The sequence below is a fragment of the Streptomyces sp. NPDC045778 genome, assembly GCF_056431945.1.
The window spans coordinates 23497-43738 of record NZ_JBWKJZ010000052.1 but is presented as its reverse complement, the minus strand read 5'-3'; the positions used below and the strand labels follow the sequence as shown (position 1 = coordinate 43738).

Genomic DNA, 20242 nt, shown 5'->3' with positions numbered 1-20242 from the left:
AGCCCGGGCGATGGCCACCGGCCCGGATGGTGTCGGCCAACGTTGGCGGCGCGCGAAGCTCCAGTGATAGCGACGGGCGCGAGCAGCGTCACCTCGGCCCCGGCGGTGCCCCTGAGCCCGGGCGATGGCCACCGGCCCGGATGGTGTCGGCCAACGTTGGCGGCGCGCGAAGCTCCAGTGATAGCGACGGGCGCGAGCAGCGTCACCTCGACCCCGGCGGTGCCCCTGAGCCCGGGCGATGGCCACCGGCCCGGATGGTGTCGGCCAACCTCGGCGGCGCGCGAAGCTCCAGTGATAGCGACGGGCGCGAGCAGCGTCACCTCGACCCCGGCGGTGCCCCTGAGCCCGGGCGATGGATGGTGTCAGCCAACCCTGGCGGCGCCCGAGGGCCCAGCGAGAGCCACGGGCCTAGGCGGCATCCCCGATTCCGGCGCCGCCCGATCAGCCCCGGCGTCAGGCGCCATCCCGTTCGGCGCCTGCCCTCTTCGGCGCCACCCCTAAGCCCTCGGCGAAGCCACCGCCCCGGCCGGTGTCCACCGCCCCCAGCGCCCTCCGACCCCGGCGGTACTCCCCAGCCCTGCGACAGCACACGGCAGCCCCAGCGCCCCCCGGCCCCAAGCGCGGCCCCGGCGCTAAATGCGGCCCCCGGCCCCGGCGGCACTCCCCAGCCCTGCGACAGCACACGGCAGCCCCAGCGCCCCCCGGCCCCAAGCGCGGCCCCGGCGCTAAAGGCGGCCCCCGGCCCCGGCGGCACTCCCCAGCCCCTGCGACAGCACACCGCAGCCCCAGCGGCCCCCGGCCCCAAGCGCGGCCCCGGGGCTCCATGCCGGCCCCCGGCGTCAAGCGCGGCCCCGGCCTCAAGCGCGGCCCCGGCCCCAAGCGCGGCCCCCGCGCCAAGCGCGGCCCCCGCGCCAAGCGCAGCCCCGGCCCACAAATTACGACCAACCCCCCCACCCTGCGTATCCTCAACCCGTGCTTCTCTCAGACAAGGACATCCGGGCCGAGATCGACGCCGGGCGGGTACGGATCGATCCCTATGACGAATCCATGGTGCAGCCGTCGAGCATCGACGTGCGCCTCGACCGGTACTTCCGGGTGTTCGAGAACCACCGGTACCCGCACATCGATCCGTCCGTCGAGCAGGCGGATCTGACCCGGCTCGTCGAGCCGGAGGGGGACGAGCCGTTCATCCTGCACCCCGGGGAGTTCGTGCTCGCGTCGACGTACGAGGTCATCACGTTGCCGGACGACCTCGCGAGCAGGCTGGAGGGGAAGTCCAGCCTCGGGCGGCTCGGTCTGGTCACGCACTCGACGGCCGGGTTCATCGACCCCGGGTTCTCGGGGCACGTGACGCTGGAGCTGTCGAACCTCGCCACGCTGCCGATCAAGCTCTGGCCGGGGATGAAGATCGGGCAGCTGTGCATGTTCCGGCTGACCTCGCCCGCCGAGGCCCCTTACGGGTCCGAGCGGTACGGGTCGCGCTACCAGGGGCAGCGCGGGCCGACCGCCTCCCGTTCCTTCCTCAACTTCCATCGGACCCAGGTGTGACATCCCCCATGAACGACGTGCGCGAGAACCTTACGTACGACAAGTTCGGCGGCGCGATCCGCGAGCTGGCCCAGACCATCGCCGACGACGGGTACGAGCCCGACGTCGTCCTGAGCATCGCCCGCGGCGGTGTCTTCGTGGCCGGTGGCCTCGCGTACGCCCTCGACTGCAAGAACATCCACCTGGTGAATGTGGAGTTCTACACGGGCGTGGGTACGACGCTCGAGATGCCCGTGATGCTGGCGCCTGTCCCGAACGCCATCGACTTCACGGACAAGAAGGTGCTCATCGCCGACGACGTCGCCGACACCGGCAAGACGTTGAAGCTGGTGCACGACTTCTGCCTCGACCACGTCGCCGAGGTGCGGTCCGCGGTGATCTATGAGAAGTCGCACTCGCTCGTGAAGTGCGAGTACGTGTGGAAGCGTACCGATGAATGGATCAACTTCCCGTGGAGTGTGTTGCCTCCGGTACATAGGTCTGGCGAGGCGCCGAGGGAGAACAGGGAAGCGGTCTGAACTGCGGCTACTGCAGGCTGCGGTGGCACCGGCAAGTCAGGGAGCCCTCGGCTGATCGCCGAGGGCTTCGCTGTAACTGGTCCGCGGCGCGCAACTGCTACCCCACTCGTTCAAGAGACAGCACGCTGTGTGTGGGCGCGGCTCGCCACATGGCTGCCAACGATGGATAGGACTCGACGAACCGGCGCACCTCCAAGAGCGCGGCGGCCCTGGGAGCACCGATCTCGGCGAAGGCGTATCCGGTGTCCTGATGCCCGAGCCGGTCGAGATCGGCCCATGCCGGGTCCTCGGCGAAGATGAGCTCTAGCTCCACTTTCCAGTACTCAGGCTGCTGCCAGTCAGGATCGTCCCGCCCGTCGGCCCCTGTGATCGCTAGCTGCCGTCCGAAGCACAGCGAGGGCTGGTCGTAGTTCCAGTCCCACTGGCCCCATTCGGCGATGAAGCCGTCACCGTCGTCCTCAGCCCGCTCGATCCCGTCGACCTCGACCTGGCAGAACTCGCCGAAAGCCTCCCAGACGGCATCGACGTCGCGCGCGGCATCGGGCTCGATTCCGTGCTGTCTCAAGATCTGCGCGAACACCTGGGCGCTGGATCTCCATGGGATGGGCATGCGGGATGCTACCGCTGTGCTCCTCGCCGCTCCGGGTATGCCCTCGGAGCTAGGGCGCAGTGTGTGCTTTCCAACTGTGTTGATGGCGCGATGGTTCGTGTGCAGGGGCGTTCACCTGCGTTCATGGGCGGCTGATCGTCGGCGCGGGGATGGCTTCGGGTCTCTCTTGAACGGCAACGAACGGGGCTGAATGAGACGGAAGCGCCGCTCAGCTTCAGGACCTGAGCCGGTTCTGTTGAGGGTCGAAGCAGACCAGCCCCATTGAGTCCGCGAGAGCGGCCGCGTAGGTGGAAGCCTCCTCAGCCATGCTCCACCGCATCGGGAAGTAGACAAGCGGGCCGCACGCCTCTTCGATCAACGGCCCCGTCGACCAGGGAGAGGTGTTCTCCACGTCCTCGGTCAGGTCACACCACCGTGCCAGGAGCGCGGCGACGTAAGCCGCTATGCGCTCGGTCGGCGGATGCTCCACATCCGTGTCGACGTAGCGGTCATAGAGGTCTGTGAACGCTCGCCCGGCCGCCCTGTCGTCCGCCGGGCGCTCGCCCTCCCACACAGCCAAGTCGTAGCTCATGCCCGGAGGCTCTCACACCGCACTGACAGGCCGGCCTTGCTGGCGGAACGGGCAGGGTAGGCACCGGGACGGTCTCTCGGCCGAGGGTGCCATCAGCTTGGGAAGCTGCGAGCAATTAGGGGCGGTTGGGGTGCTGACCTCGACTGACGGCTGCTAGGTGGCCTGATGGCCCTAGCGGCTTTCACCGTGGGTCCCCGCTATTTCCCGCTCGATCTGGTGCGCCTGTGGTGCGGCGGCGTTGTCAGCGCTCGCCCGTACGCTACTGAGCGTGGGGTCGGTCTGCTGTCGCCGTACGCGAGAGCGCGGCCAAGGGGGGGGCTCAGAAGACGTCCCCGAGCCATGTCGGTCCGGGACTTCGTGAAGCTTCGACACCACCCCCCTCCCAGACTTCCGTTGGTGTGCACGCTTTCCAACTGTGCTGGTGGGGTCTTGGCCTGGGTTCAGGGGCGTTCACCTGCGTTCGTAGACGCCCCAGCTCCGTGTCTCACATGGCTCGTGGCCTCGCCTGAACTGCCGTGAACGCCGGTGAATGAGACGGAAAGTGAGACGGGAAGCCCTCCGGTCTCAAGCGGAGCCCAATGCTCCCACAGGCAGACGTCCGGCTGAAGCTCAGACCCCAGGCGTTCTGAAGCTCAGACCCCAGGCGTTGCGCGATGCAACCGAGGCACTGCAGGCCGATCTTCTCGCCAAAGACTCAGCGAGGACCTTCAACTTCCGCCATACTGCGGCTATGAAATTTGATCTCTCCAAGCTAGGGCCGCGCGAGTTCGAGAATTTGACTCAATCCCTGGCTCTCGCCGAAATCGGTTCTGGCCTGACTATCTTCGGAGCCGGTCCAGATGGCGGGCGGGAGGCAACTTTCGAGGGGCCGGTCACCTTGGGTAAGGACGGGCCGACCATTGATGGATACGGAGTACTCCAAGCTAAGTACTGCGAAAATCTGACCACCCCAAGGAAAGATGCGACCTGGCTAATCAGCCAGATTCGCGGTGAGCTCAAGGATTGGAAGACTTCCACCAAGCGATCCAGGAAGCCGGACTGCCTTATTTTCACAACAAACGTCACACTTTCAGGAGTACCCAACACTGGTGGCCTCGATCGAGTAAACAGAGAACTCAAGACGCAGTGCGAGGCATTGGGAATTAGGAAGTGGTATGTTTGGCACGGAGAGACCGTAAACCGCCTACTGGAGGTCCATGCCAATATCAGGACAAGTTATGCTGCATGGATCCTCCCGGGTGACGTGTTGGCAGACTTGTACTCTCAATTTTCCGCACGAAAAAGGGAAGTCGGTAAAGGGCTTCAACGGTATCTGGCCAAAGAGCTAGTACGGGATCTTCACGTTAATTTGGACCAAGCTGGCTCTGCGGACGACTTGCAAATTCCACTTGCAGATGTCTTCATCGACCTACCTATGGGTCCTCCAGGAGCAAGTAATTCAGGTTCGCAAGGTCATGTGCTGCGTAGCATTATTAATTCTTGTGACAGCATGGGATCCCTGCGTACGGACGACCGCAGAAAAGGAAGGTACGGGCGCTACGTACTCGTAGGCGGACCTGGGCAAGGAAAGAGCACTGTAAGTCAGTTCCTTTGCCAAATTTACCGTGCCCGTCTCATCGAGGGAACCTCCGTTGGGCGCACAACAGAAGTCGCGCAGGCAGTAAAGCTCATCACTGAGCAGGCGGCGCGCGAGAGCCTGAACCCAAACTCTCACCGGTGGCCTGTAAAAGTTCCACTGACTCAGCTGGCAGACGACTTGGCACACGGCCGCTCAAAGTCTCTCCTGCAATTCATTGCCGCACGAGCTTCGGATTCCTCCGACGTCAATATCACCCCGCAAGACCTTCGCGAATGGCTCGCAACATTTCCGTGGCTTCTTCTTTTGGACGGCCTCGATGAGGTTCCAGCTTCAAGTAACCGAGATCAGGTATTGTCGGCAGTCAATGAATTCCTCATGGACGTTGATGAAGTCTCTGCGGATGTAATGCTCATCGCCACCACGCGGCCGCAAGGATACACGGAAGAATTTTCCCCCTCTAATTTCTTGCACCTAGAGCTCAAGCCTCTCGGGAAAGAGCGGGCGCTTCACTATGCCGGCAAGTTGGCCACTGCCCGCCATGGTGCTGATTCTGAGCGCACGGCGAGGCTTATGCATAGGTTGAACCAAGCAGCGGATGAGGTGTCAACTGCACGCCTCATGGCGTCACCTCTTCAGGTCACGATCATGGCAGTTTTGCTTGATCGAATGGGAAAGGCGCCGAAAGATCGCTATACGCTCTTTAAGGACTACTACAGGGTGATCTATGAACGCGAGCTTGAGAAGGAGGGGGCGTCGACTAACCTTCTGCGGGATCATAGGGCAGATATTGACACCATTCATGCTGACGTAGGCCTTCTGCTTCAAACGCGAAGTGAACGCTCGGGAGACACGGAATCCAGGATAGGGCTTGAGGAATTCAGTACCATAATCCAAGAGCGTCTTGAAGGGGAGGGGCACACGGGAGAATCGCTGGATTCGCTAACCAAGGCCATCAGTCTTGCGGCCACAGATCGCCTCGTTTTTCTAGTGCCGTCTCGCGCAGGCGAAGTTGGCTTCGAGATCCGATCTTTGCAGGAGTTCTGGGCTGCAGATGCCTTGATGTCGGCAAGCGATGAGGAAGTTCGGGATCGCCTTAGCTTGATTAGCGCTAGCTCCCACTGGCGAAACGTCGTTCTGTTTGCGGTGGGTAAGATCTTTGCGGAGAGGCGCCATCTACGGGACTCGGTGAGTGCTGTTGTGGCCGAATTGAATATCCACACAAAAAGCCCTCAGGCCCCCACCCGCCGTCTGGCGCTGGGCTCGCGCCTCGCGTTGGATATTCTGGCTGATGGAATGGTAAAGGCGCCCAAACATGAGGCTGTACTGGTTGACCAAGCGTCGAAGCTTTTCAGCTTGCCATCGATCAACGACGTCGAGCGACTTGTACCAGCTCTGTCCGATAGCGGCCTCCAAACGGCAAAAGGAAACGTAGAAAATTGGCTTATTGAAGGGAAGCGGCCTACCGATACCCTTCTTGTCTTTCTAGCCACTCTAAGCGCTAGGGGCGATGCCTGGGCTAAGGAAACCCTCGACACGGTTTATGCGACCATGGATGAGACAGCGCAAGGAAGAGTTCTACGCCTTGCATTTGAAGTCTCTTCGTCAGAGCTGCTGAATGTTGCAGGTGAACGCCTTCTGGACGTGCCGCTCCGGAATCTGCCAGCGATCCTTTCTGCTCGGTGGAGGCGTCCATATTCTCGGCCTTTGCAGATCGTTACAGGACCGGATTGGATCACTAACTTCATCGCCGTCTATGATCATCCTGTTAATCAGGGCGATATTTCACCTTCGCTCGTAGTCGGCGACAGCCGGATCACTTGCAATATCTCAGGTTTTGAAGATCATTCGATTTGGCGCAGTATTAATCTGGCGGGAGTTCCTGCTGGCCATTGGACGCACGCTGTGAAACGGTTTTGCGACGAGCCGTCGGCCTCGTCGCTCAAAGAGGCGGCTCTTTCGATCGATGCAGTTGGATTTGATATTCCCTGGGGTGCCTCGTTCATTCCCTGGCCGATTGTTGCTGCACTCCAAGATGTGATGTACGGGGTGACATCCAAAGACACGCTTGGGGACCGCTCCCAGGTGGGAGAAGTCGACGTTTGGCGGCGCATTGAGGCTGCTTGGCAAGAGCCGATCTCAATCGATCGCCTAGCGCAGAGCTTTGCTGCGAGTGTTTCCGATCGACTTCCGTTTATTCCACTGGCAGCAGGCATGGCGCGTAGCTTCGACCCGCCTGTCGACAGTCGGCGTAAAGGATACACCGATAGCCACCTAGCTCAAATCGTTCAGCTGCTTTCCACTTCTCCTATCTATGCAAGGGGATACATCGCTCAGCTCACAGTTAGCAACGCGCGTGTATTCGATAGAGGTCAGCTTGGAATGGCGGAGATTGAGAGCCTAAAAAGACTTTCCCAGATCGCCATGGAAGGTCGAGGGCATGTAGACCTCACTTGGCTTGCACGCGCGCGGAAGCTTCCAGCTGGGATCGGAGCCTGGCTTAATGAGGTGTTGCGGGAGAATCCCGGTTCTGCCTGGATGCCGCACGTCCCTCCTGTTGTCTATCAAGAGTGGGCGAAGAACTTTTCTCAAATTGAACTCGGACTTGCACTCTGTGTTGCAGATGTAGGCTCGATTCCCAAGAGGCTCCGCAATGTAATTTCTCGCGAATGGAAAAGAATTGCAAATGATGATTCGATTGACATTCGCCACAGGGGGGCCGTCTGTCTCATTGTCAGCTCCTATGGGCCATGCAGGGATGAGGAAGATTATTCCGCCAGGATTGAAGTTCTGGCGGCGGCGGTGAGGACTGGACTAATCGATCCTGAATATATTGCGATGCAGATCTATCTCCAACATGATGTCGTTCAGCAGAGGCTCATGTTCAGTTTTCTCGATGCATTGCCCGAGCTCGACCACGACGTATGGGAAGTGGCAATAGAACGTCTCGTAGCTGACGAGACGAGCGTTCCAATAAAGATTGATTTCGCTGCTATGCGGGCTCGATAGGGTTAGCGCGGAAAGATCCTTGGAGGTTGTGCGTGAGGTCGGCGGAGCGGCTTTGGGGTGGCGCTGCTTTGGCGCGAGTGATCATGGCCCCGTAAGCTTCCGGCGCGTCGGGCAGTCCGTGGACCTGCCCGGTAAAGCACGACGTTGGGGCCATGATCTTCGAGGCTCGCGCCAAAGTGGCTCCGTAAAGCCGCGGAGCCGACCGCCCCAGCCACGACGTACCCCCTCTCTAACGCCAGGCGGCTGCATGCTTTGAGCGCGGCACGGGCGCCGGCCGGGCTGGAGCGGGGCGGAGACAGGAGCGCAGGCCCGGCCGGGGGCCGGGCCGCGCGCGGGGAGCGGAGCGAGCCGCCTTGAACCAGTAGAGAAAGTTGTAACTCAGTCGGTGGCGTGGAGCGTGTGAGGCTTGAAGTCGTATGCGCAGGCTGGGAGTTCGATGCCCCGGCGGTGTGCGAGCGGTAGGAAGAGCACGGGCCGGATCGTCCAGGTGATGCGTGTGGCGGCGTGAGTCACCGAGACCGAGCAGGGGTCGAGCAGTAGGAGTGCTCGCCTGGTCCTGATGCGACCGAAGTACAGCCAGTGCCATGCCTCGTCGGAGGCGTCCGGGTCCAGCGCCGGTGTGATCGTGCGGAGTGTGCTCGCGACCCACCTGTCGGCCTCGGGTGCTGAGTACGCGTCGAACGACGCTCGGAGGGTTGGCTGTTCTGCCTCCTCGGTGAGGTCTTCGGTCCAGCACTCACACCAGAAGCCGGGCAAAGGCTGGTCCGTCAGCATGGGTGGCCTCCCGTACGTACGTCGGTGAAGAGTTCCGCGGTGACCGTGTGGCCGCCGTCGCTGTCGTGGACCATGACCCGATGGGCGATTGTGGTGACCATGCCCAGGCCTCGGCCGTGCTCGGCCTCCTGGTCCTGGTGCTCGAACTTCGGGGCCATCCCGGTGCCGCCGCCATCCGTGACCGACACCGCGACCACCTGCGCCGACACCGCCACTGCCAGATGGAAGCTGCCGGAGTCCTGGCCGCTGGCCGTGTGCAGGATTGCGTTCGCGCTCAGCTCGCTCACGATCAGCTCGGCGTCCTCCGCCAGTGGCGATCCGCGCAGGATGTCGCGGGTCCAGCGGCGGGCCCGGCTCACCTCTTCCGGGAAACCTGGGCAAGTGAGCCCCCAGACCCGGGCTGTACTCGTATACTCGTGCATACAAGTTCCTTCGTGCTGGTAGGCCGCCATGTGCAGCGGGTTCGGGCTAGACGAGTTTCACGCCGTCATGGGCGCGGATGGCCGGCGGGGACGTCGCGTCGAGTGCGTCCAGGACGCGAATGGCGTACGCCTCGTCGGCAAGGTCGGAGACTTCTTCGCGGGTGGCCCAGCGCAGTGCGCGGGTTTCGTCGCCGGTGGTGGGCGTGCCGTCGGCGGCCTGGCAGCGGAAGACCAGGGAGACGATCAGGCCCGTCATGTTCTTGTAGACGCCGGTCAGGGTCGCGGGAAGTGCGATCTTGATGCCGGTCTCTTCGAGGACTTCGCGTTGCAGGGCCTCGGGGACGGTCTCCTCGCGTTCGAGGACGCCGCCTGGGGGTTCCCACTTGCCGTTGTCGCGGCGCTGGATCAGGAGGGCCCGGCCCTGGGCGTCGACGACCACACCGGCGACGCTCACGGAGTGCGGACGGTCCATGCTCACGTTCCTCGGCCCTCTCGGCTGGCTAGGCTCTCCACCGTAGCAACAAGACTCGCCCACTCGTCTAGATACCTAAAGGAGTACACGTGAGCCCTCTTTCTTCGGGCCTTCTCGGTGATCTCGACCCCACGAGTGATCGTGCGGTCTTCCGGCAGATCGCCGACCAACTGCGTGAGGCCATCGACCGTGGGCGATTCCGGGAAGGCGAGAAGTTGCCCTCGGAGGCAGAGCTTGTCGAGCATTACGGGGTATCCCGTATGACGGTCCGAAACTCCTTCTCCATCCTCCAGGGGGAAGGGCTCGTGCACGCCGAGCATGGCAAGGGCGTCTTCGTGCGGCCCCGGCCGCCCGTGCGGCGTCTCGCCTCCGACCGGTTCGCGCGGCGGCATCGCGAGCAGGGCAAGTCGGCCTTCATCGTGGAAGCTGACGCGGTCGGCAGTCACCCCCAGGTCGACAGCCTTGAAGTGAAGGAAGAGAAGGCCAGCCAGGACATCTCCACCCGGCTCGGTTCTGTACGGCGGGTGCTCGCCCGGCGGCGCCGGTATCTCCTCGACGGTCGGCCGGTCGAGTTCGCCACCTCCTACCTTCCCCTCGACATCGCCCGCGGGACTCAGATCGCCGAGCCGAACCCGGGCCCCGGCGGCATCTACGCCCGCCTCGAAGAGCTCGGCCACCGCCTGGACCACTTCGAGGAGGAGATCCGCGCGCGGATGCCCTCGCCGGCCGAAGTGAAGACGCTCCGTCTGGCCTCCGGCGTGCCCGTTATTCACCTCGTCCGGACCGCCTTCGACACCGAGGGGCGAGCCGTGGAGGTCTGCGACACCGTGATGGCGGCTGACGCATACGTGCTGTCGTACCAGCTTCCGGCGACCTGATCGTCATGGTTTGCGGTGGTGCGTGGGGACGGTTCTCGGACTCGTACACCTCAAAAGGCATACTCGTATAGACGAGTGGGCAAGTTGAGTGGCAGAGTGGTCCGTGCGAGCCCGGGAGATCGGGTTCGCAGGACGAATCATGTATAGACGAGTAGATAGGGCAACTTCCTTGCGTACCATCCGTGTTGAGACCGCCGCCGCGACGATCCTGCTGACCGAGGCCCCCGAGCCGAAGGTCCGCGACCGTCAGACCGGCGAGCGGGCCACCGACGCCGTCAGCGGTGAGCCGCTGATGACCGTCGGCGTCGTCTACATCGAGGAGGGCGAGTCCTCGCTGATCAAGGTCACCATCCCGGAGGGCGGCATCTCGGACGGGCTGGCCCTCGGCTCTCCCGTCTCGCTGCCGGGGCTCATCGCCCGGCCGTGGGAGAGCGTCTTCAACGGCCAGCAGCGCCACGGCATCGCCTACCGCGCCGCCGCCATCACACCGGCCGCCTTCCCGGCTGCCGCTACTGGGGCCGCCGCCTGATGACCGACATAGCGACGCTCCTGGAGGTAGGTGGTCCTGTCGCCGCGCTCGGCGGCGGGGCTGCCTACGCCCGGGCCAAGCACCCGGCCGTCTACTGGTCCACCGTCGGTCTGCCGGTCTCCACCGCCCGGCTGCTCGGCTCGTACGCCTCTGTCATGGAGGCATGCGGCCTGGCCGTCGCGCCGTCCCGGCTGCGGGTCCTCGCGGTCAAGGCCACCACGAACCGAGAGATACGGCCCGTCCCGCCCCGCCGGGGCATCATCCGACCCACCACGACTGGCCTGCGCATACGGCTCCGGCTTGCCCCGGGCCAGGAATCCGCCGACGTCGCCGCTTCCGCCGAACGGCTGCGGCACGCTTGGGGCGTTCACGCCGTCTACGTCACCACCGTCAAGCCCGGTGTCGTCGAACTGCGGCTCGTCGGCTTCGACGTCCTGCGGCAGGTGCGGATGCCGCGCAAGGTCGACTCGGGGTACCTGCGTATCCCAGTCGCCCTGCGCGAGGACGCCACCGCCTTCGTGCGCGACTACCGCACCATGCCGCACCAACTCACCCTCGGCGCAACCTTGTCCGGCAAGTCCATGTACCTGCGCCACCTGATCACCGGACTCGCCCCGCAACCGGTCGCCCTGGTCGGCATCGACTGCAAGCGGGGCGTGGAACTGGCGCCCTTCGCGTCCCGGCTCTCGGCCTTCGCCACCGATCCTGAACAGGCTGCCGAGCTGCTTCCCGTGCTCGTCAAGGAAATGGAGGACCGCTACGACCTGATCAAGGCCCGGCAGGGCATCGCCCCCGGCACCCCCGATGAGGAGATCACCTCCGACATCTGGGGCCTGCCCGAGCACGAACGACCCACCCCCATCGTGCTGTTCGTCGACGAGGTCACCGAACTCTTCCTCATTGCCACTCGGAAGGACGAGGAACGGCGCGACGAGATGGTCACCCAACTCATCTGCCTCGCCCAGCTCGGCCGCGCCGCCGGCATCTACCTGGAGGTCTGCGGGCAGCGCTTCGGCGCCGAACTCGGCAAGGGCGCGACCATGCTCCGCGCCCAACTGACCGGCCGCGTCTGCCACCGCGTCAACGACGAAGCCTCAGCCAAGATGGCCCTCGGCGACATCGCTCCCCGGAAGCGGTCATGGCCGCCTGCGCCATCGCTCCCGAACGCCCCGGCCTGGCCGTCGCCGGTGACACCTCCGGCGGCTGGTCCCGCATCCGTACGCCGTATCTCTCCCTCGGCGATGCCGCCGAGACCTGCCGCGACTCCGCGCATCTGGTCCCTGAACTGCCCGCGCTCAAGCCCTTCCGGCCCCACGTGCCCGTACGACCGGTCGAATCTCCGGCGCCGCAGGTCCACCCGCGCCCGATCACCGACTGACCTCCCCTCCCCAGCTCCGGTCGGCGTGACCGCCTCACGCCACGTCCCTACCCCTCCCATGCCTGAACCCGGAAGGAGCCGCTCATGCGTGCCCAACTGGCCCGCGTCGACGCGGTGCTCGTCCAGGAGCTGATCGCCGCCGCGCTGTCCTTCGCCCACATCCACGACATCGCCTCGGCGGCCGGACAGGACGGATGGAAAGCGTGGGCCTACCCCGTCTCCGTCGACCTGCTGCTCGTCGCCGCATGGCGTCGACTCCGGTCCGGTGAGGCGAAAGCGTCCGGGTGGTGCTGGTTCGTCATCGCACTCGCCGCCTCCCTCGGCGCGAACGTCGCCACCGCCGGACTTCTCGACCTGGACCAGGTGCCGGCCTGGCTGCGCATTCTCGTCGCGGGCTGGCCCGCGGTCGCCTTCCTCGGCGGAACGCTCCTCGCCCACTCCACCACGACGACGAAACCGGCCACCGATACCGAGGTCATCGAGGACCAGGAGGACGCGCCCGAACCCACCCCCGAGCCACCCGCCCAACCAGCCATCGAAGCCCCGCCCGAGCGCCCCGCCGTACCCGTCCCGGCCGCCCTGGTCGACCACGCCCGCAAGGTCGCCACCGAACACCACACCCGCACCGGCATCCCGATCGACACCCCAACCCTCCGCGCACGCCTCGGCGTACCCGCGCCCATGGCCGAAGCCATCGCAGCCCAGCTCTGAAAGGAGAGGCCACGTGCCCGCCAACCGCCGCTTCCGCAACGTCACCCGCATCGGCCCCGTCCAGGTCGCCACCTCGTACGACCAACGCGGCCGCGAGAAACACACCGCCGCCTGCACTGCCCCGCGCTGCGGCTTCTCCACCGACTACGACAGCCGCGCCGCCGCCGAACTGGCCGCCAACACCCACCGCTGCCCCGTCCGCTGAGAGGACCTCGCACCCGTGACCGTCAGCCTGCCGCTCGTCTTCGTCCTCGGCTTCTTCGCCTGGGGAGCGGTCAAGTTCCTCGGCGTCCGTACCTGGGTCGTCGTACTGATCGCACCTCTTCGGCTTCTGGCTCTCGCAGACCTTCTTCGCCCCCCCCATCGAGTCCGGCACGCGTACCGGCGTGGACGTCATAAACGGCTCACATGCCTAGACGAGTAGATGAGGAGAGTTCCGCCGTGTTCCTGCCCAAGTACCCCGACAACCCGACCCCGCCGCCCGCGCACACCCACGCCCCGACCGACCCGATGCCCGTACGGCGCTCGCTCCCGTCGGTCTCCATCGATCAGAAGACCGTCGTCGCCCTGGTCGTCGGCGGAGTCGTCCTCACCGCGCTCCTGGCCGCTGTCGCTATTACGGCCATCTCCGTTGCCGTGGCCGCCGTGGTCCTGCGCTCCCTGCTCCGTGAGCAGCACCGGCGCTGAGCCCTCACCTGACCTCCGGGGCGCTCGACTAAGCATCACGCCGCCCCGGGGCCTCTTCCTCCCGACCTAGCCAGCCAGAAGGAGAAACGCCATCTTCACCCGCACCACTCCGGCCCCACTCCCGGAACTCGCGAACCTGGCCTCGCAAGGCACGCTCCCGGGAATTCTCCGCCAGCTCTCCACCCTCGGCGGCTGCACCCACCCGATCCGCCTCGACGGCCACCGCACCGAGTACGACGTCGACACCACGACCGGCGAGATCGGCGCCCTCGTCCACCATCTCGACTCGCCCAGCCTCCCGGCCGGCCAACTCCTCGTCCGCTGCAACAACCGCCGTACGACCCGCTGCCCGGCCTGCGCCGAGGTCTACCGCCGAGACACCTTCCAACTGATCACCGCCGGACTGCGCGGAGGCAAGGGCATCGCGGGACAAGTCGGCGCCCACCCGCGCGTGTTCGCCACCTTCACCGCTCCCGGCTTCGGCCCGGTCCACAACCGCCGTACCGACGGACGCCCCTGCCGCTGCGGCGTCCACCACGACCAGGACGACGAGACACTCGGCACCCCGCTCAACCCGGACACCTACGACTACGAAGCGGCCGTCCTCTGGAACGCCCACGCCGGACAGCTCTGGCGCCGCCTCTCGACGTACCTGCGCCGAGAGGTCGCCAAGCGCGCGGGCCTCTCCCAGCGCAGGGTCCGGGACCACGCCCGCGTGTCCTTCGCCAAGGTCGCCGAGTACCAGAAGCGCGGTGCCGTCCACTTCCACGCGGTCATACGCCTCGACGGCCCCGGCGGGGGAGACACCCCACCCCCGGCTTGGGCCACCGCCGAGCTGCTCACCGACGCCATCGACGCCGCAGCGACCAAGGTCCGCGTGGACGGCCCGGTCATCGACGGCCGCGCTCACACCTTCACCTTCGGTCGGCAACTCGACGTCCGCACCATCCGATCCGCCGACTTCAACGACGGCCAGGAGCTGACCGAGCGAGCCGTCGCCGCGTACATCGCCAAGTACGCGACCAAGGGAGCCGAGACAGCGACGGGAGCTCTCGACCGCCCGCTCAAGTTCGCCGCCGAGCTGGCTCAGCTCGACATCAGCGACCACGCGCGCCGCCTGGTCCGAACTGCCTGGTCCCTCGGCGCCCGTAAGGATCTGGAGCACCTCCGCCTCCGCGCTTGGGCCCACATGCTCGGCTTCCGCGGCCACTTCTCCACCAAGTCCCGCCGCTACTCCACGACCCTCGGCGCCCTCCGTGACGCCCGTGCTGAATGACGCCGAGCACAAGCAATGGCTGGACGGCCGGCGACGGACACGACGTACGTCCTCGCCCACTGGGTCTTTGCCGGAACGGGCCTGTCCGCCACCGAAGCCTGGCTTGCGGCATCGGCCGCCGACACCCGAGCGAACGACGGAGCTGCCACCCCTCGATGGGAGGTCACCCCGATGACACGCAGGGCTGAGCCGAAGTCTCGTCAGCGCGTGATGACGAAGGACGAATGGATAGCGAAGCATCTGCGCCGGGCTCCGGTCCGGGATGAGGAGTGGGTGCGTCGGCTCCACGTGCTTCAGGGGCGGGCGGAGTGAGCGCATCCAAAGTCGCCGTCTACACGCGGATTTCCCGCGACGACGAAGGAGACGGACTCGGTGTCGCGCGTCAGCGTCAGGACTGCGAGCGGCTGGCGGACCTTCGGGGGTGGGACGTCGCGAGGGTGTACGAGGACAACGACGTGTCCGCGTTCAAGAGAAACGTTCGTCGGTCTGAGTTCGAGTTGATGCTGAGTGACCTGGCGGCCGGGCTGATCGATGGAGTCGTTGCGTACGACCTCGATCGGCTGGCCCGACAGCCGAAGGACCTTGAGCGGCTGATCGAGCTATACGAGGAGCCCAAGCGGCGCCTCTTCGCCACCGTGACCAACGACCTGAATCTCGGGACTGCTGATGGTCGAACCATGGCCCGTGTCATGGTCGCGTTCGCCAACAAGTCGTCCCACGATGCCTCGCGGAGGATTCAGCGCAAGCATCTTGAGTTGGCGCGACTTGGGAAGCCGAGCGGTGGGCCGGCGCCGTACGGGTGGTTGAAGGGTGGGATCAAGGTCGATCCCGAGGCTGCTGCGCACATCCGCGAAGCACAGCAACAGTTGCTGGCTGGCGTACGGATCGGCACCATCCGCACCGACTGGCAGAAGAGGGGGCTGGGCCATCCCCGAGCGGGGACCAAGCGGCTTGCTCACCACCACCTTGAGCACATGCTGACCAATCCCCGGCTGTGCGGATACCGCACCTATCGAGGAGAGATCCTCCTCGACGACGCCAATCGGCCTGTCATCGGCGAGTGGGAGACGATCGACACCGTCGAGGAGTGGGAAGCGGTGTGTGCGGTCGTCGCCGAGCGCAAGCAGAAGGACCCCGGGCGCATGCTCGCCCGGAAGTACCTGCTGTCCGGCATCGCGCGGTGCGGGTTGTGCCACACCAAGATCCGTGGGCAGGCCAACCGGCAGTGGAAGCCCGGCTCCAAAGCAGCCAAGTTCACCTACCAGTGCTCGGTGGTCAACGGCGGGTGCGGCAAGGTCGGGCGCGTCGGTGAACCTGTCGACGAGTTCATCATCAGTCTGGTCCTCGCCGAGCAGCGGGAGAGGGCTGCGGCCAGCACAGCCGCCCCGGCTGAGCAGTGGCCGCGGGCTGCTGAGCTGGCCTCCGTCGAGGCCGACCTTGCTGAGCTGACGCAGGCTGCGAAGGCGCAGAAGATCACCGTGTCGACGCTGCTTCTGCTGCTGCCGGATCTTGAGAGGCGTCGAGATGAGTTGAAGCTGGAGCGCGGTCGGTTCAACAAGGCACGGCAGCAAGCCGAATCCCTGAACGCGGACATCGGGGAGGACTTTCACTCCCTCCCGATCGAGCGTCAGCAGGCGTTGATCTTGCACAGCCTGTCGGCCGTGCTGATCCATCCCGGTGGGAAGGGGCGCCGGAAGTTCGATCCGAGCCTGATCGAGCCCGTCTGGCGCTGACGTCGCCGTACTGATTGTAGGAAGGCCCGTTCTCGTGCCGGGCCTTCTTCGTGTTCAGAGCGCCACGCGCGCGGGGCACGACCTCGGCAGTGGTGAGGCATGCTGTCGCGATGAGCGAAACCCCATCCGAGTGGCAGGCTTGGCTGAACGGTCTGGATGCGAACCAGAGGGCAGCGGCACAGTCCCTCCGTAGCCAGCTCGCGGCGCTCGGCGCGGATGATGCCGAGGGCTGGGCCAAGTCGGAGATCACCGAGGACCTTCCGCATCTTGCGCGGTTCGTGCTGCTGCGGAGCCTGTGGCGTAGCCCGATCGACGGTTGGGCCGATCCAGGCGCGCTCGATCAGCTTCCTGCCGCTCAGCGACTCCTTGCCGCTGGAGCGGACAAAGAGGATCTCGTCCGCCTGGCACGAGCCGTTGCCTACGAAGCCGTGTTCGCGACGCTCGGCGAGCTCGACTCCGGCGGCGATGTGAACGTGTCGGGCATCGATGCCGGCTGGATCGTCATGGAGTTGGGTGAGGATGGCGCCCCGACGGGGCGCGTCCTGTCGGACCTGCATGAAGATCTCTTGGCTCTCAACCCCAGCGGGTCTGAGGGAGAGGACCTGTGGCAGTGATCATCGGCACGGCCACATGCCTCCGACCTGCGGTGTCTCACCTTCGGTGACGTCCCTCATAAGGTCAACGATCCCTGGAGCGTCGAGCCGCCCGTCGTGAAGCGGCACGGGCAGGTCCTCGACGCCTGACCCGCGTCGTACCGGGGCGCGGTGCCCCCTGCCCACCCGGGCGGGAGCACCGCGCCTTCGTCATGCCCGCGCCGGCGACGGCCGGGCGGCCGCGTCAGAACGTGCCGAGTTTGATGATCGACAGGATCGCGAGCAGCTGGATGGCGCTGGCGCCGAGGGCGCGGGGCCAGGGCAGGTCGTGCGACTTGCTCACCATCAGCGTGAGCAGGGCGCCCGCCGCGAGCCAGGTGGCCCAGCCGAGGAGCTGTACGAAGCCGTTGCCGCCGCCGAGGAACAGGGCGACGATGACGCGCGGCGCGTCCGTGATCGCCATGATCAGCATGGACAGGCCGACGGTCGGCTGCCAGGCGCCGTCGCCGCCGAACTGGCGGGCGAGGCTGTGTGTGACGACGCCGAGGATGAGCGCGCTGATGGAGATCGCGACCCCGGTCGTCAGGACGTACGGGATCGCCGTGGACAGCGTGGCGTTGAGGACGTCCTCGCGGGCCTCGTCGAAGCCGAAGACGGCGAGCAGGCCGTAGAGGAAGGTGACGACGACCGCGGGGACCCACATCGCGTAGTCGCGCATCTGGAGGAAGGTCGGGCCCGGGCGGAGCACGATGCCGCGCAGCAGGTCCTTCCAGTGCAGCTTGGGGCCGATGGGGCCGGCCGGGGGCTGGCCCGCGCGGTAGGTGTCCCCGTCGTTGTACGGGTCCTCGCCGAGGGAGAAGGCCTGGGTGTTGCCGGGGTTGTTGGCGGCGTAGGGGTCGTGGGCGCCGCCGTGGCCCCCGTGACCTCCGTGGCCCCCGTGCCCGCCGTGGCCCCCGTGCCCGCTCTGGCCGCCGTAGTACTCGGGCTCGTCCCGGCCGCCGGGGGGCTGGGGCCACTGCTGGGCGCCGCCGTGGTGCTGGCCGCCGCCGTAGGGCGGCTGCCCGCCGTACGGGGGTGGGGCCGGGTGCCCGTGCGAGGGCGCGGGCGGGTAGCCGTACGGCGCCTGGCCGCCGCCTTGGTGCGGGGGCCGCTGTCCGTACGGGGCCTGCCCGGGGCCCTGCTGAGGGCTCTGTCCCGGCCCCTGGCGTCCTTGGGGGCGTCCCGATTGCTGTGCGCGGTTGTCCCGGCCGCCGCGTCCGATCCTGAATCCAGCCACGGAATCGAACGTACCTGGTCCGGCGGGGCGGTCGCGCCCCTCCTGTGGAGGAGAGCCCGTTTGCGGCTGACCTGTAACAACCCCTAGGGGGACCCTGAGGGGTTGTCCTCAGGGTCCCCGTGGCGCAGATGGTCTGCCGTGGCGTGAGTGGCGTGAGTGGTCCGGGTGGTGCGGGGCTCTAGCGGCCGAGCACCGCTCCGTACGTCAGCGCGGACGACGGCGCGGGCAGCTTCAGGGACTTGGGGGTGAAGACGGTGGTGCCGGGCGGCAGGACGTCGGGGGAGGCCCAGATGCCGCCGGACGAGGCGTTCTCGCCGGGAGCGGCGGTGGCCAGTTCGGGCTTGCCGTCGTGGTCGTAGTCACCGGTGGCGAGGGCGGCGCCGAAGCGGTCGCCGGTCTCGGCGGGGCCGGGGATGTGGTTCGTGTCCTGCTGGAAGGCGTAGCCGTTGGCCTTGCCGTCGCCCAGTTCGTCGTCGGCGTCGAGGATGCCCTTCTTGGCGCCGTACAGGACGGTGACGCTGCCCGCGTTCTTCTTGCTGCCGATGGCCTCGCCGGGGGCGCCGACGACCAGGTCGGTGTAGCCGTCGTTGTCGATGTCGCGGGCGGTGACGGCCTCGCCGAAGCCGTCGCCCTTCTCGGCGACGCCGGGGACGCCCGGGGTGTCCTGGTTGAGGGTCTGCTCGCGGGCGCCGAGGCTGCCGTTGGGGTTGCCGTACTTGATGTGGACGCCGCCGCCGTTGGTCAGCTCTTCGGGGCCGCAGGGGTCGTCGATGTTCTCGTCGGCTATCTCGCGGCAGTTGCCGAGCGCGAGGTCGTCCAGGCCGTCGCCGTTGAAGTCGCCGGTGGCGAGGGCGGAGGCGGCGCCGTTGCTGCTGGCCCAGGACAGCAGGAGGCGCCGCTCCTGCTTGTCGTAGCGGTAGATGTGGACGTGGGACTGGGTGTACGGCTGCTGCTTGGTGTAGTACGCCACGACCAGGTCGGTCAGGCCGTCGGCGTCGAAGTCGCCCGTGGACAGGACGGGGGCGCGGCCGCCCATGCGCTCGCCCATGCCCGGCTCGGTCTTCGCGGCGCGCGGGTCGTAGTTGACGACGACCTTGTCGGTGCCGCCGACGGCCAGGTCGGCCCGCTTGTCGCCGTTGAAGTCGGCGGCGGCGAGGGCGTTGCCGTAGGAGTCCTTGGCCTTGGCGCCGCGGCCCGCGCTGTTGGCCTTGCCGAAGCCTTCCTTCGCGCCGTACACCACGGTCGCGTTGCCCGCGTCGGCCTTGCCGTCGACGTCCTCGCCCGGGGCGCCGACCGCGAGGTCCGTGAGCCCGTCGCCGTCGAAGTCCGCGACGGCCACGGACGCGCCGAAGCGGTCGCCCGCCTCCGGGGTGCCCGGCACGTTCGCCGTGGCCTGGCTGATCCGGGCGTTGTCCTTGACGTGCAGGCCCTTGGGCCCGCCCCAGACGACGCTCACGTACCCGGCCTTGGCCTTGCCGCCGACGCTCGCGGCCGGGACGCCTACGGCGAGGTCCTCGTAGCCGTCGCCGTTGAAGTCGGCCTTGGCGGGCGGGGTGGCGCCGGCGGGGGCGGCGCCCGCGCCCGCGGCGAACGGCAGGGTGAGGCCGGTCGCCGCGAGCGCCGTGGCGGCGGCCAGGGCGAGGGTGCGTGTGCGCACGGGTGCTCCAACTCTGTGGGTGAC

General features: G+C 66.4%; 17 protein-coding genes and 3 pseudogenes. 13 read left to right on the top strand and 7 right to left on the bottom strand.

The features are described from left to right. The first annotated feature begins 972 nt into the window (after positions 1–972). Together dcd and AC07GB_RS37785 are read left to right on the top strand one after the other, a co-directional pair. On the top strand, positions 973–1548 hold the full coding sequence (gene dcd / locus AC07GB_RS37790; RefSeq protein WP_384846959.1) for a dCTP deaminase: 576 nt from the start codon (positions 973–975) through the stop codon (positions 1546–1548). An 8-nt stretch (positions 1549–1556) separates the two neighbouring features. Next, positions 1557–2066: a phosphoribosyltransferase gene (locus AC07GB_RS37785; RefSeq protein WP_478853731.1), complete on the top strand. Its 510-nt coding sequence runs from the start codon at positions 1557–1559 to the stop codon at positions 2064–2066. A 97-nt stretch (positions 2067–2163) separates the two neighbouring features. Here AC07GB_RS37785 and AC07GB_RS37780 read toward each other — a convergent pair whose 3' ends face one another. Then, a complete protein-coding gene (locus AC07GB_RS37780) occupies positions 2164–2646 on the bottom strand; it encodes a hypothetical protein (RefSeq protein ID WP_478853729.1) in 483 nt (160 codons plus the stop codon). Between the two features lie 244 nt (positions 2647–2890). After that, positions 2891–3247 (bottom strand): hypothetical protein, encoded by a 357-nt coding sequence (locus AC07GB_RS37775; protein WP_478853727.1) that lies wholly within the window; start codon positions 3245–3247, stop codon positions 2891–2893. A gap of 730 nt (positions 3248–3977) precedes the next feature. On the opposite strand from AC07GB_RS37775, the gene AC07GB_RS37770 reads away from it, so the two are divergent. After that, on the top strand, positions 3978–7832 hold the full coding sequence (locus tag AC07GB_RS37770; RefSeq protein ID WP_478853726.1) for an NACHT domain-containing protein: 3855 nt from the start codon (positions 3978–3980) through the stop codon (positions 7830–7832). A 378-nt stretch (positions 7833–8210) separates the two neighbouring features. Here the strand turns inward: AC07GB_RS37770 and AC07GB_RS37765 are convergent, their stop codons facing one another. From AC07GB_RS37765 to AC07GB_RS37755, 3 genes are read right to left on the bottom strand one after another with little or no spacing between them, the layout of a single operon-like run. Continuing rightward, positions 8211–8606: a hypothetical protein gene (locus AC07GB_RS37765; protein WP_478853724.1), complete on the bottom strand. Its 396-nt coding sequence runs from the start codon at positions 8604–8606 to the stop codon at positions 8211–8213. Next, positions 8600–9028 (bottom strand): ATP-binding protein, encoded by a 429-nt coding sequence (locus AC07GB_RS37760; protein WP_478853722.1) that lies wholly within the window; start codon positions 9026–9028, stop codon positions 8600–8602. The genes AC07GB_RS37765 and AC07GB_RS37760 overlap by 7 nt, the downstream gene beginning before the upstream one ends. A 46-nt stretch (positions 9029–9074) precedes the next feature. Next, positions 9075–9482, bottom strand: a complete 408-nt coding sequence (locus AC07GB_RS37755) for an NUDIX hydrolase (RefSeq protein WP_478853733.1) — start codon at positions 9480–9482, stop codon at positions 9075–9077. Between the two features lie 107 nt (positions 9483–9589). Here AC07GB_RS37755 and AC07GB_RS37750 point away from each other — a divergent pair, with 107 nt between their 5' ends. The 10 genes and pseudogenes from AC07GB_RS37750 (at position 9590) to AC07GB_RS37705 (ending at position 17306) form a co-directional block, all read left to right on the top strand. After that, positions 9590–10378 carry a GntR family transcriptional regulator gene (locus AC07GB_RS37750; protein WP_478853720.1) on the top strand — a complete coding sequence of 263 codons (789 nt, stop codon included), beginning with the start codon at positions 9590–9592 and terminating at the stop codon, positions 10376–10378. Positions 10379–10547: 169 nt separating this feature from the next. Next, positions 10548–10907 (top strand): SCO3933 family regulatory protein, encoded by a 360-nt coding sequence (locus AC07GB_RS37745; RefSeq protein ID WP_478853718.1) that lies wholly within the window; start codon positions 10548–10550, stop codon positions 10905–10907. Further along, positions 10907–12285: pseudogene (locus AC07GB_RS37740) on the top strand (FtsK/SpoIIIE domain-containing protein). The gene AC07GB_RS37745 and the pseudogene AC07GB_RS37740 overlap by 1 nt, the downstream one beginning before the upstream one ends. Before the next feature lie 84 nt (positions 12286–12369). Further along, positions 12370–12996: a DUF2637 domain-containing protein gene (locus tag AC07GB_RS37735; protein ID WP_478853716.1), complete on the top strand. Its 627-nt coding sequence runs from the start codon at positions 12370–12372 to the stop codon at positions 12994–12996. Between the two features lie 13 nt (positions 12997–13009). Continuing rightward, complete coding sequence (locus AC07GB_RS37730) at positions 13010–13201, top strand: mobile element transfer protein (protein WP_046260711.1); 192 nt, start codon at positions 13010–13012, stop codon at positions 13199–13201. 15 nt (positions 13202–13216) lie between these two features. Continuing rightward, positions 13217–13412 (top strand): annotated as a pseudogene (locus tag AC07GB_RS37725) (hypothetical protein). Positions 13413–13437: 25 nt separating this feature from the next. After that, complete coding sequence (locus AC07GB_RS37720; RefSeq protein WP_478853714.1) at positions 13438–13683, top strand: SpdD protein; 246 nt, start codon at positions 13438–13440, stop codon at positions 13681–13683. A 136-nt stretch (positions 13684–13819) separates the two neighbouring features. Beyond that, positions 13820–15109 (top strand): annotated as a pseudogene (locus AC07GB_RS37715) (replication initiator); the annotation flags it as partial. Between the two features lie 158 nt (positions 15110–15267). Beyond that, the gene (locus AC07GB_RS37710) at positions 15268–16692 is read left to right on the top strand and encodes a recombinase family protein (protein ID WP_478853713.1); all 1425 of its coding nucleotides are present in this window, start codon (positions 15268–15270) and stop codon (positions 16690–16692) included. A gap of 110 nt (positions 16693–16802) precedes the next feature. Further along, positions 16803–17306, top strand: coding sequence for a hypothetical protein (locus AC07GB_RS37705; protein ID WP_478853711.1), 504 nt, complete (start codon positions 16803–16805; stop codon positions 17304–17306). Positions 17307–17529: 223 nt separating this feature from the next. Here the strand turns inward: AC07GB_RS37705 and AC07GB_RS37700 are convergent, their stop codons facing one another. Further along, entirely contained in the window at positions 17530–18561 is a 1032-nt protein-coding gene (locus AC07GB_RS37700; RefSeq protein ID WP_478853709.1) for a Yip1 family protein, read from the bottom strand. A gap of 178 nt (positions 18562–18739) precedes the next feature. After that, the gene (locus AC07GB_RS37695) at positions 18740–20218 is read right to left on the bottom strand and encodes an FG-GAP-like repeat-containing protein (RefSeq protein WP_478853707.1); all 1479 of its coding nucleotides are present in this window, start codon (positions 20216–20218) and stop codon (positions 18740–18742) included. Positions 20219–20242: the final 24 nt, after the last annotated feature.